The organism is Lentzea sp. NPDC051838, from assembly GCF_040681245.1.
GTDB lineage: Bacteria > Actinomycetota > Actinomycetes > Mycobacteriales > Pseudonocardiaceae > Lentzea.
This window is the reverse complement of sequence record NZ_JBFAYI010000001.1, coordinates 21090-38219: the sequence shown is the minus strand read 5'-3', so window position 1 is coordinate 38219 and position 17130 is coordinate 21090. Positions and strand designations below refer to the sequence as shown.

General features: G+C 69.3%; 11 protein-coding genes. 7 read left to right on the top strand and 4 right to left on the bottom strand.

The window, feature by feature from the left end; genetic code table 11:
* Nucleotides 1-5: 5 nt before the first annotated feature.
* Entirely contained in the window at nt 6-848 is an 843-nt protein-coding gene (locus AB0M24_RS00125; RefSeq protein WP_363758502.1) for an oxygenase MpaB family protein, read from the bottom strand.
* Entirely contained in the window at nt 848-6085 is a 5238-nt protein-coding gene (locus AB0M24_RS00120) for a type I polyketide synthase (RefSeq protein ID WP_363758499.1), read from the bottom strand. The genes AB0M24_RS00125 and AB0M24_RS00120 overlap by 1 nt, the downstream gene beginning before the upstream one ends.
* Before the next feature lie 450 nt (nt 6086-6535).
* On the opposite strand from AB0M24_RS00120, the gene AB0M24_RS00115 reads away from it, so the two are divergent.
* Entirely contained in the window at nt 6536-7501 is a 966-nt protein-coding gene (locus AB0M24_RS00115) for a helix-turn-helix transcriptional regulator (RefSeq protein ID WP_363758496.1), read from the top strand.
* On the opposite strand, the gene AB0M24_RS00110 is transcribed toward AB0M24_RS00115, so the two are convergent.
* Nucleotides 7453-8334, bottom strand: coding sequence for a LysR family transcriptional regulator (locus tag AB0M24_RS00110; protein ID WP_363758493.1), 882 nt, complete (start codon nt 8332-8334; stop codon nt 7453-7455). The two genes, AB0M24_RS00115 and AB0M24_RS00110, sit on opposite strands and share 49 nt — an antisense overlap.
* A 69-nt stretch (nt 8335-8403) precedes the next feature.
* Between AB0M24_RS00110 and AB0M24_RS00105 the strand changes: the two genes are divergently transcribed.
* The gene (locus AB0M24_RS00105) at nt 8404-8994 is read left to right on the top strand and encodes a short chain dehydrogenase (RefSeq protein WP_363758490.1); all 591 of its coding nucleotides are present in this window, start codon (nt 8404-8406) and stop codon (nt 8992-8994) included.
* On the opposite strand, the gene AB0M24_RS00100 is transcribed toward AB0M24_RS00105, so the two are convergent.
* On the bottom strand, nt 8982-9551 hold the full coding sequence (locus AB0M24_RS00100) for a TetR family transcriptional regulator (RefSeq protein WP_363758487.1): 570 nt from the start codon (nt 9549-9551) through the stop codon (nt 8982-8984). The genes AB0M24_RS00105 and AB0M24_RS00100 overlap by 13 nt on opposite strands.
* A gap of 80 nt (nt 9552-9631) precedes the next feature.
* Between AB0M24_RS00100 and AB0M24_RS00095 the strand changes: the two genes are divergently transcribed.
* The 5 genes from AB0M24_RS00095 to AB0M24_RS00075 all read left to right on the top strand — a co-directional run bounded on the left by AB0M24_RS00095 (nt 9632) and on the right by AB0M24_RS00075 (nt 17127).
* Nucleotides 9632-11152, top strand: a complete 1521-nt coding sequence (locus AB0M24_RS00095; protein ID WP_363761516.1) for an MDR family MFS transporter — start codon at nt 9632-9634, stop codon at nt 11150-11152.
* Nucleotides 11152-11625 (top strand): universal stress protein, encoded by a 474-nt coding sequence (locus AB0M24_RS00090; RefSeq protein WP_363758484.1) that lies wholly within the window; start codon nt 11152-11154, stop codon nt 11623-11625. Before AB0M24_RS00095 ends, AB0M24_RS00090 begins: the two co-directional genes overlap by 1 nt.
* Nucleotides 11626-11655: 30 nt before the next feature.
* Nucleotides 11656-12522 (top strand): hypothetical protein, encoded by an 867-nt coding sequence (locus tag AB0M24_RS00085; RefSeq protein ID WP_363758481.1) that lies wholly within the window; start codon nt 11656-11658, stop codon nt 12520-12522.
* Between the two features lie 170 nt (nt 12523-12692).
* Nucleotides 12693-14810 carry a hypothetical protein gene (locus tag AB0M24_RS00080; protein ID WP_363758478.1) on the top strand — a complete coding sequence of 706 codons (2118 nt, stop codon included), beginning with the start codon at nt 12693-12695 and terminating at the stop codon, nt 14808-14810.
* Nucleotides 14811-14829: 19 nt separating this feature from the next.
* Nucleotides 14830-17127: a glycoside hydrolase N-terminal domain-containing protein gene (locus tag AB0M24_RS00075; RefSeq protein WP_363758475.1), complete on the top strand. Its 2298-nt coding sequence runs from the start codon at nt 14830-14832 to the stop codon at nt 17125-17127.
* Nucleotides 17128-17130: the final 3 nt, after the last annotated feature.

Below are 17130 nucleotides of genomic sequence, written 5' to 3'. Positions count from 1 at the left end.
CCTCCTCAGTACTGCGGTCCGAGCCGGTCGACGGTCCAGCCGTGCGGGTAGCTGCGCGGCTTCGGGGTGTAGGCGTTGGCGCGCGACGGAAACAGCCGGATGAGATGTCCCCTGGCGCGCAACGCACCTCGCACCGCCACCCGCAGCCACGGTGGCGGCGAGCGGAACCCGATCATGCCGGGCAACGGCGCGTCGAGCATCGCCATCACCGCCGACGGCAGTGCCGCGCGGACCGGGCGACGCAGACCCGGTGGCATCCACGAGGCGATGACGTCGAACACCGCGGAGGCGATCTCTCGGTTCGCCGGGTCGTAGCCTCCGCGCGCCTCCTGTTCGGAGTGCAGCACCTCCTCGAACCCCTCCCGGTCGGGTGGGATGTCCTTGATTCCCATGAGCTCGCCCATGCGCCGGCCGGTGAGGATCAGCGCTCGTTCCTCCACTGTGGACAGCGGACGCCAGCCGTAGGCGTTGATCCAGCGGATCGGGCCCAGCGTCTGCGAGGCCAGCAGGTAGCGGTAGTCCTCGTTCGGGATCTCGTACCTGCCGTGGATCTTGTTCAACGCCCGGACGGTCTCTCGGCCGTGCGGCGAGTCGAGCCCGGTTCGCTTCAGCTCGTACTCGAACAACATGGTGTCGTCGAAACGTTTCTGGCCGTGCCCGGTGAACTGGCCGGTGCGCTGGAGCAACCTGCTGATGCTCGGCACGACGATGTCGGTCATCACGGCGAGCTGGAACCCGACCCGGTAGTCCCACGGGAACTCGTAGTGGGTGACCAGGTTGTGGATCAGGCCGTGGTCCGCCTCGGGGTCGAGCCGCTGGATCTCCCCGAGGCGGTCGAACCGGCCCACTACCGCGTCACCACGGCGGGGTTGTCGGCGTGCTGCCTGGCCACGGGCAGCTCCGGAGCGTCCACAGCGGACCCGAAGCCCATCCGTTCCGCGATCCACTCGGCGAGCCCCGCCGCCGTCGGCCGCAGCCACAGCACACCGGACTCGATGCTGATCCGCAGCGACCGTTGCAGCCGTCGCTGGAGCTGGACCGCGCCGAGCGAGTCGAGGCCGAGGGTGATCAACGACGTGGTGGGCGTGATGTGGCCGGTCGCGCCGAGGATCTCCCTGACCTGCTCGATGACGTGGTCGGCCAGCACCTGCAGCTTGACCTGCACCTCCTTGGCGGCGAGCAGGTCGGTCAGCACACCCTGCTCGTCGTCCTCCGCGCCCGCGCCGAGAATCTCGCTGAACAGCCGCGACTCGGCGATCTCCGGGTAGGGGGCGACCCAGTCGGCGAGGTCGATCGGCGAGTACGCGACGGCGGTGTGCCCGGCGGCCAGCAGCCGTTCTACCGCGTCGATCCCCTCCTGCGGGGAGATCATCGTGAGGCCCCGGTCGGCCATGTGCTGACCGGCGCCGACCTCGCTCCAGGCACCCCACGCGATGGACGTGGCGGGCAACCCGTGGGCGTGCCGGTACTCCGCGAGCTCGTCGAGCCAGGAGTTCGCGGACGCGTGCACCGCCTGGCCCGGCGAGCCGGCCACCCCCGCCACCGAGGAGTAGAGCATCCACCAGTCGAGGTCGCGATCCGCCGTGGCCACGTGCAACGCCCACGCACCGTCCGCCTTGCCGCGCCAGCACTTCTGGAAGTACTCGTAGTCCTTCTCCGCGGCCAGCGTGTGCAGGGTCGCGTCGGCGAGCGTGCCCGCCGAGTGGCACACCCCGCGCAGCACGCCGCCGTGCCGTTCGACCGCCTCGATCGCCCGTTTCACCGTGGCGGGATCGGCGATGTCGCCCTGCACGACGGTGACCTCCGCGCCCAGTGCCGCGAGGTCCTCCAAGACCCTTTGTGCTGCTGGAGAAGGTTCGCTGCGGCCGACCAGCGCGAGGTAACGGGCGCCGCGCTCGGCGAGCCTGCGGGCGGTGAGCAGGCCCAGTCCGCCGAGGCCGCCGCTGATGACGTACCCGCCGTCCGGGCGGACCAGCTGCGCGGGGCGCTCCGGCGATCCGGGCTCGCCCAGCCGCAATCGCGCCACCCTCCTCGTCCCGCCGTGCCAGGACACTTCCCTGGCCGGGCCGGCGGTGAGCACCTCGGCGATCACCAGGTCGATCCGGTCGTCGGTCTCGACCCCGACCTCGACGATGCCGGGGGTGAGCTGCGGGCACTCGTAGGCCGCGGTGCGCAGCACCCCGCGCAAGCCGGCGGTGATCAACGACGGGCCGACCGCCTGCGCGGCGACCCACAGCGCCGACGAGCCGAGCCTGCCCGCGACCCGGCAGGCGAGCCAGGCCCGCTCCCCCGCCCGCGTGGAGTCGATCTCGTCGCCCTGACCGAACGCGAGCACGAGGCCCGCCAGTGGTTCGCTCAGCTCGTCGTCGAGTCCGTTTGGATACGTGAGCCTGCACTGCACGCCGTCCTGGTGGTTCAGCCGCTCGGCCAGCCGTGCCGCCCAGCTGTCGCCTTCCTCCGCGATGACGAGCCACTGCCCCGTGCGCGTCGGTGTGGCGACGAGGTCCTCCTGCTCCCACGCGACGTGGGTGAGCCTGCTGCGGAAGCGTTCCTCCGGCGGCACGGTGTTGGCCAGGCGCAGGTTCGTCACCTCGGCGATCACCGTGCCGTCGGCCGCGACGAGCACTCCGCTCATGGTCGCCTGCAGGTCGGTGGCCTCGGTCAGGTGGACGCGGGCCCTGCGGGCGTGCCCGGCCGGGCCGTGCAGCCGCAGTTCGTCATATCCCGCGACGACGATCGGTCCGGGTGCGAGCCGGTAGCGATCCCTCCAGACCGCGGCGCCGGTCTGCAGCCACTCGTCCATCAACGCCGGGTGGAACAGCATCATCCACGACGACTGGCGCGCGGAGTTGTTGAGCCGCAACGAAGACACGCCGACGTCGCCGCGCGGAGGCACCTGGATTCGTTCGAGGCCGGTGAAAGCCGGGCCGTGGAAGACGTTGTGCTTCGTGCGGATGGCCTCGTAGACGTCGTCAGGACTGATGTCCACCCAGGTCTCGTCGGGCAGTTCCTGTTCGGTGAGACGCGCACGTGCCGTGGCCTGCAACGGTTGCACGGACGCGGTCGCGTGCGACACCAGTTCACCCGCCGCGCCGGAAAGGATCTCGACGGACGCCGTGTCGCCGCGTTTCACCGCCCGCACCGACACCACGGGCTCCGGTTCGAGCACGAGCGGCATGTCCAGCTTCAGGTCCGCGACCTTCAGGTGATCGGTGCCGAACAACCGGCGTCCGGCGGCGAGGACCATCTCGCTGATGCCCGCACCCGCCATGACCGGCACCCCGGCCACCCGGTGGTCGCCGAGCCACGCCACCCGCTTCGCGCTGATCGGCGTCTGCCACAGGTAGCGCGACGGCTGGTCCGGGTCGTGCACGAACCCGCCGAGCAGGCTGTGCTGATCGGCGCCCACCAGCTCGGGCGCGACCAGGCGATAGGGCGGGTCGATCCGGTGGTGCACCCGGTTCCACGACGTCGTGGGCGCCTCGACGAGCGCGCCCTCGCCGTACCGGCCCGCCCAGTCGACCGTGCCGCCCGCGCAGTGCACCGCGGCGAGGTTGGTGAGGAACGCGTCCAGGTCGTCGACCTCCCGGCGCAGACTGCCCAGCGCCACGACGTCGCGGACGTGCTGCTCCCGCGCGGTCTCCCCGATCGCCCGCACGGTCAGCGGGTGGGCGGAGCACTCGATGAACAGCCGGTGCCCGTCGGCCATCGCCGCCGCGCAGGCGGGCGAGAACCGGACGGTGTCGCGGACGTGGCTGAGCCAGTAGCGGGCGTCCAGCAGCACGCCCTGCTCGCGCGGATCCGCCAGAACCGTGGTGTAGAAGGGGATTCGCGGCACCATCGGCTTCAGGTCCGCCGCGTCGAGCAGGTCGCGGAACCCGTCCATGATCAGGTCCATGTGCGGGGAGTGCGAGCCGATGTCGACGTTGACCAGCCTGGCGAGGACGCCGCGTTCCTGCCACGCGGCGACGAGCTCCCGCACCGGTTCCGCGAAGCCGGAGACCACCGTGGCGCCCGGTGAGGTGAGCACGGCGATCGCCACGCCTTCCACGCCCGCGATGTCCTGCGCGACCTGGTCGGCCGGCAACAGCACGGACGCCATCACACCGGTGCCCTGCACCGTCTCGAACATGCGGGAACGACGAACCGTCACCGCGACGCCGTCCTTCACCGACAGCGCGCCCGCGATGATCGCCGCCGCGACCTCGCCGAGCGACTGGCCGATCACGGCGGCCGGCCGGACACCCCAGGACTCCCACATCCTGGCGACGGCGTACTGGATGCCGAACAGCGCGGGGTGGACGTTCTCCCCCTGGTCACGCAGGTCGGGATCGGTGATCAGGCCCCGCATGCTGGGCCCGCCCTCGGCGGTCATCAGCGGCTCGATCTCGTCGATCGCGGCGGTGAACGCGGCGTCGTGGTCCAGCAACGACTGCGCCATCGCGTGCCACTGCGAGCCGAGGCCGGAGAACACGAACACCGGGCCGGGCATGTCCGGCGTCAGCACGGGATGCCCGTGCGCCACGCCGTCGGCCTCCTCGCCCCTCGTGAACGCCTCCAGCCGCGCGGCGAGCTGCTCGTGGTTCGCCGCGACGACGCCGAGCCGTTCCGCCGCGTGCGAACGCCGGACAGCCAGCGTGTGCGCGAGATCGCCCGGCGGGGTCTCGGTGGAGCGCACCCAGCCGGCGAGCTTGTCCGCGGCGATACCCACGGCGGGTTCCGAGGCGGCGGACAGCAGGAAGACTCGCGGCTCGCCGTCCTCCGGCACGGACGACGGCGTGACCGGAAGGCCCTGCTCGACGACGACGTGCGAGTTCGTGCCCGAGATGCCGTAGGAGCAGACGGCCGCGAGCCGCGGTCCCCGTTCCACCGGCCAGTCGACGAGCTCGGTCGGCACGAAGAGCCGCGAGGTGTCCCAGTCGTCCTGCGGGATCGACGGGTTGGGGCGTTCGAAGTTGAGGTTGGCGGGGATCTGGCCGTGTTGCAGGCACAGCACCGTCTTGATCAACCCGGCGACGCCCGACACCGGTTCGGAGTGGCCGAGGTTGGTCTTGACCGAGCCGAGCGCGCACTTGCCGTTGCCCGTGCCGTAGACGGCGTTGATCGAGTTGTACTCGATCGGGTCGCCGACGGCCGTGCCCGGACCGTGGCACTCCACCAGGCCGACGTCGCCCGCGTCGACACCCGCCCTGCGGACCGCCATCCGGAAGACGTCCTGCTGCATCGCCGTGGACGGCGCGGTCATCCGCTCGGCCGCGCCGTCGGCGTTCACCGCCGAGCCGCGGATCACCGCGAGCACCTGGTCGCCGTCGCGCACCGCGTCCTCGAACCGCTTGAGGAACACGATCCCGGCGCCCTCGCTGCGCACGTACCCGTCGGCGCGGTCGTCGAACGCGTAACACTTGCCGCGCTTGGACAACAGCCACTCGGCCTCGTGGTGCTGCGTCTCCGGCGACGTGATCAGCTGCACCGCGCCGGCCAGCGCCGCGTCGCAGTCGCCCGCCGCCAGCGCGGTGCAGGCGGTGTGCACGGCGACCAGGCCGGACGAGCACAGCGTCTCGACGACCATGTTGGGGCCGCGCAGGTCGAGTCCGAACGCGACTCGCGCGGAGAGGTTCGCGATGAAGTTGCCGTAGGAGTAGGCGAGGTCCGGGTAGTCCTCGATCGGCCGGGCGTCGCGCAGCATGTTGTCCTGCGCGTACACACCCATGTAGACACCCGTGCGCGTGCCCCGCAGCGAGGCGATGGGCACACCCGCGTGTTCGACGGCCTCCCGCGCCACCTCCATCGTCAGGCGCTGTTGGGGGTCGATCGTCGCGGCCTCGACCATCGCGACGGACAACGCTTCGGGCTCCCACGCCCAGATGTCGCCGTCGACGAAGTAACCGCGGAGGTAGCGCTCGAAGTCGTCGGGATGCTGGTAGCCGGCGAGCCGTGCCGCGTCCCAGCGGTTCTCGGGCACCGTGCCGATGACGTCCGTGCCGTCCACGAGCAACTGCCACAGATCCGCGGGTGAGGAAACCCCGCCGGGGAACCGGCATCCCATGCCGACAATCGCCACGGGAATGCTCCGCACATCGGTCATCGCTGCGTTCCTCCACGTTGGGCGGCGAAATACGCGGTCGACGATATGACCCTCTCGACAATTTCCTGAAGACCCGCTCCGAGTGAAGCCGAATCACCTTGTCCCGCTTCAAAAAACCACACCGGGTCGACCTTCGGAACGACACGATCGCGTTCAGGTGAAGCGGTGTTCGCTTTCTGCACAACGGCTTCGCGATACACATACCCAGTACCGCCGAAATGCGCAGAATTGCTGATTGGCGAAGCAACTAGTCCCGACCGCCTCGACTATCTCCCAAAAATTCGACTGATCGTGGCGTCCGATAGGCCGAACGCGTGACAGCGGACGATTCACCAGCACTGCAGGTCGTGAAGTTTCACCCCAACAGGCAGGTGGTCGACAACCCTGCGATCTACCTACAGTTCGCCCGACCGGCAACATCCGCCACCGCCCGGAAAGACGTGAACATCGATGACCACCGACACCGATGCGCAGCCACCACTGGTCCGTCGCCACCGGGTGCACCTCACCGACGTGGAGGAAACGAGCGCCACGCTGGCGCGGCAGATCTCCAATCACTCGCTGACGATCCGCCCTGACCTCCACGATCCCTCGTGCTCGATCACGATCAATGCGACCAGCGGGTTCACCTACTGCCACACCCGGCTGGGCTGGCACGGCGTGATCGACGGAGAGCCGACCAGGTCTCTGCGACTGGTCGAGATCACCGGCGGCCGAATGGTCTTTCTCGGCACCGGCAGCAGGAGACCGCTGCCCGTGGGCAGCCAGACCGCGGTCCCGGCGGGCATCCCCTTGCACGTCGATTTCGCAAACATCGCCTACTGGAGGGTGGAGATCACACCGGACCAGATCTCCGAGGCGCTCGGCCACCCCGCCGACGCCGCGGACCCGACCTACCGCTTCGCCTTCGGCCCCGCCTCCACCCCGTTGCGAAACCAGTACTGGACTGCTGTCCGGAGGCACGTCTTCGAGGACGTCCTCAACAACCCGGAGGCGGCGAACAGTCCGCTGTGCCTCGCGGAAGCCGCTCGCCTGCTGGCGGTCGGCGCGGTGTTCGCCTTTCCCAACAACGCGCTGGAAGCAGGTCCCCAGCCGTCCGGGCCGCCGTCGTTACGGCGCGCGGTCGCCTACATCGAGGACCACGCGCGGGAGCCCATCACTTTGGCGGACATCGCCGCAGCGGCCCGAGTAGGCCCGCGCGACCTTCAGTCGATCTTCCGCCGGCACCTGGACACCAGCCCGATCCTCTACCTGCGCCGGGTCCGGCTCGCGCACGTCCACGACGAGATCAAGGCACGCACCGGCTCGTCGATCACCTCGATCGCGCGGAACTGGGGCTTCACCGACATGTCGCGGTTCGCCGCCTACTACCGCGAGGAGTACGGCTGTTCTCCCCGCGACACGTCGGCGAGGTGACGCCGCGCGAGTGCCACGAAGTCCTCTGTGGACGGATGGGCGGGTGACGCCGGCCAGGCCAGGTGCACGGTGATCGGGTCGGCGTCGGTCAGCGGCAGGTAGACGACACCCGGATGCGGGTTGTGGTGGCTGGTGCCGGCGGCTGTTACCCCGACCGTCGCGCCGGTCGCGATCGACGTGAGCCACTCGACCACGCCCGGCACGTCCACGGTGCGCGGGCGGGCCCCGACCGGCCAGAGATCGGCGGCGGTCGTCCCCGACGTCTCGCACACGGACACCGTCTCCCCGACCAGGTCGCTGAGCGAGATGGCGTCGCGGGCCGCCAGCGGGTGGTCTTCGGCGACCGCCGCGAGCCGTGGTTCTTCTATCAGCGCCACGTGATCGATGCCCGCCTGCACCGGTTTCACGCGCAGCACCGCCACGTCGGCTTCGCCACGCCTGAGCGCCGCCTCCGGGTCGTCGAACCGGCGGATCCGCACGAGCACGTCGGGATGCTCGGCACGCCACGAGCGCAGGAACGGGATGGTGAACCGGCCGAGCGCGGCCCACGCGAACGTCAGCCGCAACGGCTGGGGCTGCACGGCTTCGGCCAATGCCGTGTCGAGCTCAGTCAGGATGCGGTGGCTATGTTCCCACAGCCGTTGGCCGGTGTCGGTCAACGCCACATGACGCGTCGTGCGATCGACGAGCTTGACGCCCAGACGTCGTTCCAACTGCTCCAGCGTGCGTGAGAGAGCGGGCTGCGTGACGTGCAACGACTGCGCGGCCGCGGTGATCGACCGGTGGTCCCCGATCGCGGCCAACGCGCGGAGGTGCCGCAGCTCGACATTCATAACCACCGATCATAAGTGCTGCACGAACGGCATTTCACAGGCGACGAACGCGGCCCTAGCGTCGACGGCATGAGGATTTTGCTCGTAGGAGCCACCGGCACGCTGGGCAGCGCCGTCCACCAAGGGCTCACCGACCGCAAGCACGACGTCGTGACCGTCTCGCGCACGGGAGGCGACCTGCAGTACGACGTGACCGACCCTGCTCAGGTCGCGGACATGTTCCAGACCGTCGGCCAGGTCGACGCCGTGGCGAGTGCCGCGGGCCACGTGCCGTTCAAGCCGATCGCCGAGCTGACAGCTGACGACTACCAAGCGGGATTCACCGGCAAGGTGCTGTCGCAGGTCATGCTCGTGAGGGAAGGCCTCACGCACGTGACCGAGTCCTTCACCTTGATCACCGGCGTGCTCGCGCGCGAACCGATCGTCACGGGCGCCGCCGCGGCACTGGCCAACGGCGCGGTGGAGGCGTTCGTGCGGGCCGCCGCCATCGAGATCGCGCCGCAGCGGATCAACGCCGTGAGCCCGACCGTGTTCACCGAGTCGCTCGACGTCTACGGCGACTTCTTCCCCGGCATGAAGCCCGTGCCGCTGGCCGACGTCGTGCAGGCGTACGTGCGGTCGATCGAGGGACGGCAGACCGGGCAGGTCTACGTGCCCTGAACGTTCACGCGGCTCAGCAGCCGATCGACGAGGTCCGGCAGCTGCTCCTCCCCCGCGCCTTCGAGCCACAGGGCGATCCCGGTGCGGACCGCGGCGAGGAACGTGGCAGCCGTCAGCCTCGCGACCTCGGCTGACGGCTCCCGCAGCACGGCGGCCAGGTCGCGTTCGAGTGCGACCTGGTCTCCTGCTTGGCGTGCGAGCAACGAGGGATGCCGGCGCAGCAACCGCAGCTGGGCCATCCACTCGACGTCCGGAACCGGCCAGGCGCGGTACAGGTCCGCCGTGGCCGCGCGCAGGGCCTGCCACGACTTCTCCTCCACCGGTCGTGATCCGACCAGCGCGACCAGCGTCTGGAACCGTTCGCGGTCGACGCCCAGCACCGCGTCCTCCTTGCTCGTGAAGTAGTTGGAGAACGTTCGGCGCGACACCCCTGCCTCGTCGGCGATGTCCTCGACCGTCACCCCGTCCAGGCCGCGCTCCATCGCCAGCCGCAGCGCCGCCCTGGCGAGCGACCGCCTGGTCTCCGCCTTCTTGCGCTCCCGGAGCGTGGTCTCCACACCGTTCAGGGTAGCCCTGTACGTTGCCCATTGAGCAAATTTGCACGTTGTGCAAGAATCGGGGTGTGGAGAACAAGACGATGGGACACCGCCAGGTGCTGGAGTCCCTGTCCGGACTGCTGCTGGCGTTGTTCGTCGCGATGGTCAGCTCGACGGTGGTGTCCACCGCGCTGCCGCGCATCATCGGCTCGCTGAACGGCACCCAGACGCAGTACACCTGGGTGGTCACGGCCACCCTGCTCACGGCGACGGCGACCACCCCGATCTGGGGCAAGCTCGCCGACCTGTTCAACAAGAAAACCCTGGTCCAGGCCGCGATCGTGATCTTCGTGATCGGCTCTTTGCTGAGCGGTTTCGCGCAGGACACCGGCCAGCTCATCGCCGCCCGCGCGTTCCAGGGCCTCGGCGTCGGCGGTCTGCAGGCACTCGTGCAGGTCGTGATCGCCGCGATCATCCCGCCTCGCGAACGCGGCCGCTACAACGGTTACCTCGGCGCGGTCATGGCCGTCGCGACGGTCGGCGGCCCGCTGCTGGGCGGCCTGATCGTCGACGTGTCGTGGCTCGGCTGGCGCTGGTGCTTCTGGGTCGCCGTGCCGATCGCCGCGATCGCGTTCGTCGTGCTGCAGGCGACGCTGAAGCTCGAGACCGTGCGCCGTTCGAACGTGAAGATCGACTATCTGGGCGCGGCCTTGATCGCCGCCGGTGTGAGCACGCTGCTGATCTGGGTCTCGTTCGTCGGCAACTCGTTCGACTGGCTGTCGTGGCAGACCGCGGCGATGGTCGCGGGCGGGCTCGTCCTGCTCGGCGCGGCCGTCCTGGTCGAGCTGCGCGTGGCCGAACCCGTTGTGCCACTGCACATCGTGGTCCAGCGCACCCCGGCTCTGGCGATCATCGCGTCACTCGCGGCCGGCATGGCCATGTTCGGCGGCGCGGTGTTCCTCGGCCAGTACTTCCAGATCGGCCGCGGCTACACCCCGACCGAAGCAGGCCTGTTGACCATCCCGCTGATGGCGGGCGTGCTGGTGTCGTCGACGATCTCCGGCCGCATGATCAGCCGCTCCGGCGCGGTGAAGCCGTACATCGTGTCCGGCACGATCATCCTGGTGCTCGGCTTCCTCGGTCTCGGTTTCGTCGACCACGCCACGGCGTTGTGGATCGTCGGCGTCGCGATGGCCGTCGTGGGCATCGGTGTCGGCATGACGATGCAGAACCTCGTGCTGGCAGTGCAGAACAGCGTGCCCCTGAGCGAACTCGGTGCGGCTTCCGCGTCCGTGACGTTCTTCCGCTCCCTCGGCGGCACGATCGGCGTGTCGGTGCTCGGTGCCGTCCTGGCCAACCGCGTCACCGCCGACCTCTCCGCCGCACTGCACGTCCCGGCGGGCCAGTCGACCGGCGACACGAGCGCGCTGAACCTGTCCGCCCTGCCACCCCAGGTGCAGACCGTCGTGCACACCGTCTACGGCGACGCGACCGCGCACATCTTCCTGATCTCCGCGGCCGTCGGCGTGATCGGCGTGATCGCCGCACTGCTGCTCAAGCCGATCACCCTGCGCACCACGATCGACCTGGAGAAGAAGGAAGAGGGGGCAAAGGTGTCGTGATGACCAACGCCTTCGAGTCCACAGTGGTCTCCTTCGGCCCACGCCCGGAACCGTCCGCGCGCACCATCCTCGTGGGCGTGGACGGGTCCGACACCGCAATGCGCGCGGCAGCCTTCGCGTTCGGCACAGCGCGTCGCCAAGGAGCGCGGCTCGTCGTCACGTTCGTGGCGTGCCACTCCTCGCTGGCGGCACTCACCCCCGCCGTCGCCTCCGTGTTCGAGCACGAAGCGACGGCACGGCTCTACAGCGAACTGCGCGCGCAGATCGAGTCGTTCGCGGAGGAGCTGGACGTGCCGGTGACGTTCGTGAAGACGTTCGGCGATCCGTACACGGTGCTACGCGACTCGGCCGACCAGTGCCAGGCGGACATGGTGGTGGTCGGGGCGTCGCAACAGGCCGGGCACCGGTTCGCGGGATCGGTGGCCAAGAAGCTGATCCGCTCTGGACACTGGCCGGTGCTCGTCGTGCCGTAACTCGTTGGACAGCAACGAGATGATGATCCGGTGGTGGTCTTCGAGTGCGCGGCGTGCGGGGCCGCGCTCACCGTTGCGCTGACGCGAGTGGCGATGCCCGACCACGCGAACTTCCAGGTGGGCAACGGCTACATGGAGCTGCCCGCGCTCCTGTCACCTGGCACCTACGCCACCGGCGACGGACGGATCGCGATCGCACCCGGCGATGTGCGGGAGGTGTCGTGGATCCCGGACCAGCTCGGTGATGGCTGCTGCGGCCTGGGCGATTCCGACAGGCCCAACCTCGCCTGCGCGTGCGGACGGCAGGTCGCGACCCGAATAGACGACTGCTCGCAGTGGCAGGTGGTGTGGCTCGAACGCGAGGCCGTGCGACTCGCCGGCGGCCCGGAACCCGTGGCGGCCTGGGAGACGTTCGACTGGGAGTCCGTGCCGCTGCCAGGCCCGGACAGGTGGTGGCAGGTACACGCCGAGCTGGCGGCGGGAAAGGCGCTCGCTCACATCCTCGTCGCTTCCGGCGGGGTTCGCGTGACCGTGCCGGACGGACCGGTGGCGGACACCTTCCGGCGCCGGCTCGACGAGATGCTGACTGGACCTCTGTCGAAGTCCCTCGCACCGGCCGGTCCCGGACTGCACTCAAAGGCAGACATCCTGCTCGTGCCTCGGCATCCGCAGACCGGCGAACCCTGGCCCGCCGACGGAACCCTCGTCCCGATCTCGGCCGAGCTGTGGACGTGGCTGGTGCGCTACGACGACCAGCCGGTGATCCCCGCGACCGGCGGGAGATGGCAGTCGTACCTCGCCGACGACCCGCTGCCCACCCGCCCGAAGGGCGTCGAACCGAACCTCTGGGCCATCAGGGACACGCTGTCGCGCTTGCAAACACCTCGGATGACCTGACACCCGTCCACCGTCGCTGTACCGGAACTCGCTCCGCAGGTCAGCCATAGGTCGGAGCGCTGCTACCGTAGGCGCGGGCGCAAGGACTACTAAACCTTATTTAGTATTTATTCTTGACGGAGTCGAACGGCCGCCGCATGCTGTGGCCCTCGACGACGAGAGGTACGGGTATGCCCAGAACCCTGCTGACCGTGGCCATCGCCCTCACGCTGCTGGCGCCTCCTGCCGCCGCCGCGCCCGCGCCGCCTCCGACAGAGCACGCGGGCGTCGACCAAGGCGCGCCCACCTACTACGACTCCGGCATCGCGCGCACTCCGTACATGGGGTGGAACTCCTACTTCGCCGTGGGTGCGGCGTCGGAGGAGAAGGTGCTCGGGGTCGCCGACCACCTGGTGAGCAGCGGGCTCGCCCAGGCCGGGTACGACATCGTGTGGATCGACGGCGGGTGGAACGCCAGCCCGCCGCGGGACGGCAAGGGTACGTTGCTGCCCGACCCGGCGCGGTTCCCGTCCGGGTTCACCAAGCTGGTGGACACGTTGCACGCCAAGGGACTCCGAGCCGGCATCTACACCGACGCCGGTGCATCGGACGGCAAGAACTGCGCGGCCGGCAGCGGTGGCGGGTACTACGAGGCGGACGCGAAGCAGTTCGCCGGGTGGAAGTTCGACGCCATCAAGATCGATTTCCTGTGCGGCATCGCGCAGAACATGGACCCGGCCGTCGCCTTCACGCAGTTCTCCGCGGCGGTGCAGAAGGCCGGACGCAAGATGATCCTCAACCTGTGCAACCCCGTCACGGACGAGTGGGGTGTGCCGCACCGTTGGGACCAGACGGCGTATGTGGCGTACACGTACGGACCGCGGGTCGGCGACTCGTGGCGCACCAGCACCGACGTCGCGTTCGGCACGCCGTACGAGGGCATCTGGCGTGACGTGCTGCGCAACATGGACCGGAACCTGTACCGGCCCGGTGCGCAGGGACCCGGTCACTACAACGACCCCGACTACCTGATCCCGATGCGCAAGACCGAGCAGGGCACGTACGAGCTGAACGAGGAGGAGTCGACCTCTCAGCTCGTCATGTGGTCGGTGATGGCCTCGCCGCTGATCATCGGGTCGGACCCGCGCACGCTGCCGCCGTCGATGATCGAGACGCTGAAGAACCCCGAGATCATCGCGGTCGACCAGGACCCGCTGGCGATCCAGGGCGTGCGCGTCGCGGGCTCGAACAACGTCGACGTCTACAGCAAGGTGTTGTCCGGCAAGGGAGAGCGTGCCGTCGCGGTGCTCAACCGCAACGACCAGCCCGCCCAGTACACGGTCAGCTTCGCCGACGCCGGTCTCAAGGGTGACGTGCAGATCCGCGACCTGCGGGCACGCGCCGACAAGGGCACGGGCACCTCCTACACCGTCACGGTTCCCGCGCACGGCACCGCGTTCCTGAAGCTGCGCGGCGAGACCGCGGTTCCCGGCACGGACGTCGGCGGCGACACGTCCGCGAGCCCCGCACTGGTGCGGCACGACGACCAGAACCTGTCGGTGTTCGCGCGGGACAAGGCAGGACGCCTGCAGCAACGGTCTCAGATCAACGGCGAGTGGCGCGGCTGGGTCACGCTCGGCGGTCCGCGCAACGGCCAGATCCTCGGCCAGCCTTCCGCGTTCGCGAGCGCCGGCGGCCGGATCGACCTCTTCGTCCGCGGCACCGACAACGTCGCCTACCAAAGGACTTACAGCGGTGGCCGCTGGAGCGCCTGGACTTCTCTTGGTGGCACGCTGACCGACTCGGTGTCGGTGGCGTTCACCGGACCGGACAGCTGGAGCCTGTTCGGCCGCGGCGCCGACGGTCGCGTGTGGACTCGGGACGAGAACACGAGCTGGTCGTCCGTCGGCTCGCCCGGCAACCAGCAGATCTACGGCAGGCCTTCAGCAGCAACGGTGTCGGCCGGCACGTTCGTCACGGTCCGGCTGCAGGACGACTCCGCCTGGTACCGCAGGCGGACCGCGAACGGCTGGTCCGCGTGGACCTCGCTCGGCGGCGTGATCAGCGGCAGCCCGACGGCCCTGGCCAACGGCGACCGCGTGAACGTCTTCGTCCGCGGCAGTGACTACACGCTGTGGCAGCAGGATCTCGTCGACGGCGCGGGCACGTGGTGGTTCAAGCGCGACCAGTACGTCAGCAACGCGCTCACCGGCGCGGTAGGCGCGGCGGCGGGAACGAACGGCTCGTCGTGGGTCGCGGTGCGCGGCCCGGACAACGCCGTGCACGTGTCGGCCCTGCCTGCCAACTGAATCCGAGGAGCACCAGAAGATGACCACCCGTCGCGACTTCCTCAAAGCCACCGGTGCGCTGGGCCTGGGTGCCATGATCCTCCCCGCCTTCACCGCGCACGCCGAGCCCTACCGCCCCACCGGCAATCCCCTCAACACGAACCCGACCACTCTCTGGTACCCCGCTCCCGCCGACGAGGCGATGATCATCGAGCAGGGTCTGCCGATCGGCAACGGGCGTCTCGGCGCGCTCGTCGGCGGCGGCGTCGAGAAGGACTTCCTGTACCTGACCGACGTCACGATGTGGACCGGCGAGCTCAACGACGCGCTGGAGGGCGACGGCCAGTTCCCGTACGACCCGACGCACTTCGGCACGTTCTCGTTGCTGGCCAAGCTCTACGTCGAGATGCCGGGCCACACAGCGACCGACTACCGCCGTGCGCTCGACCTGAGCAACGGCATCGTCACCACGAACTACACGTACCAAGGCAAGCAGTACCGCCGGGAGATCTACGCGAGCCACCCGGACGACGTGGTGATCGTCCGGCTCGTCGGCCCGAACCAGACCGGCAGCGTGTCACTCCAAGGCGCCCACGGCGAACCGAGCGTCGGCGACGCGCCGCACACCGCCGCGCTGTTCACCGGCTCGTTCCAGAACCGGTTGGCGTACAGCGGTGTCGTCACGGCCTGCAGTCCTGATGGGACGGTGAAGGTCGACGGCAGCAAGCTCGCGTTCACCGGATGCTCGGACCTGGTGATCGTCTTCTCCGGCGGCACGAACTACGTCCCGGACGCGTCGAAGGGCTTCCTCGACCCGTACGTGGAACCCGCCAAGATCGCGCTCGACAAGGCAGCTGTCCGCGCAAAACCAGACGCGTTGCTGCGCACCCACGTCGCCGACTACCGCAAGCGCTACGACCGGCAGAAGGTCGACCTGGGCCGCTCCACCGACACCCAGCGCGCGATGGACACGTGGTCCCGCCTGAAGGCACGAGCGGGTGGTGCGCCGGACCCGGAGCTGGAGGCGAGCTACCTGCAGTTCGGCCGCTACCTCACGATCACGGGGTCGCGCGACAACCTGCCGATCAACCTGCAGGGCCTGTGGCTGTCGAACAACAATCCGGACTGGTACAGCGACTACCACACCGACATCAACATCCAGATGAACTACTGGCTGGCGGACCGGGCGTCGCTGTCGGACAACTTCGACGCGCTCGCGGACTACTGCGTCGCCCAGCTGCCCGCGTGGACGAACTCCACGCAGGCGTTGTTCCAGGACTCGCGCAACCGGTTCCGCAACACCAACAACCGCGTCGCCGGGTGGGCGATCGCCTTCTCCACCAACATCTACGGCGGCAGCGGCTGGTGGTGGCACCCCGGCGGCAACGCGTGGCTGTGCATGTCGCTGTTCGAGCACTACGAGTACACGCTCGACCGCGACTACCTGGCCAAGATCTACCCGTTGCTCAAGGGCGCCTGCGAGTTCTGGGAAGCACGCCTGGTCCAGACGCCGCAGGGCCTGGTCGACGACTACGACTGGTCGCCGGAGCACGGCCCGCAGGACGCGCGCGGCCTCACCTACGCGCAGGAGCTGGTGCACAACCTGTTCGGCAAGTACCGGATCGCGACCGACGTGCTGCGCAAAGACCAGTCCTACGGCCGCAGGATGTCGGAGCTGCGGGCCAAGCTGTACCTGCCGGAGGTCAGCCCGAAGACCGGCATGCTGCAGGAGTGGATGTCGCCCGACGACCTCGGCGAGACCACACACCGGCACCTGTCGCCGCTGGTCGGCTTCTTCCCCGGTGACCGCATCAACCAGGACGACTCCCCCGCCGCGCTGATCGACGGCGTGCGCAAGCTCCTCACCACGCGTGGGATGGAGAGCTTCGGCTGGGGTCTCGCGTGGCGGGCGGCGTGCTGGGCGCGGCTGAAGGACGCGGACCGCGCCTACCAGGCCATCCAGACCGTGCTGCGGCCGTCGCTGAACTTCGCCAACGGCTCGGCGGCGAACTTCTTCGACATGTACAGCTTCGGCGACAGGTCCATCTTCCAGATCGACGCGAACCTCGGCGCTCCGGCGGCGATGCTGGAGATGCTGCTCTACGCCCGGCCTGGCGTGATCGAGCTGCTGCCGGCGTTGCCGTCGGCGTGGAAGACCGGCTCTGTCACCGGAATCGGCGCGCGTGGCGGCTTCACGGTCGAGCTGACGTGGAAGGACGGCAAGGTGGTGACCGCTGTCGTGCACAGCGTCGGCGGAACGGAGACCGAGGTGCGGTTCGGCCGGTGGCGCAAGCGGATCAAGCTGCGCAAGGGGCAGTCAGTCACGCTGAAGCCGTGACAT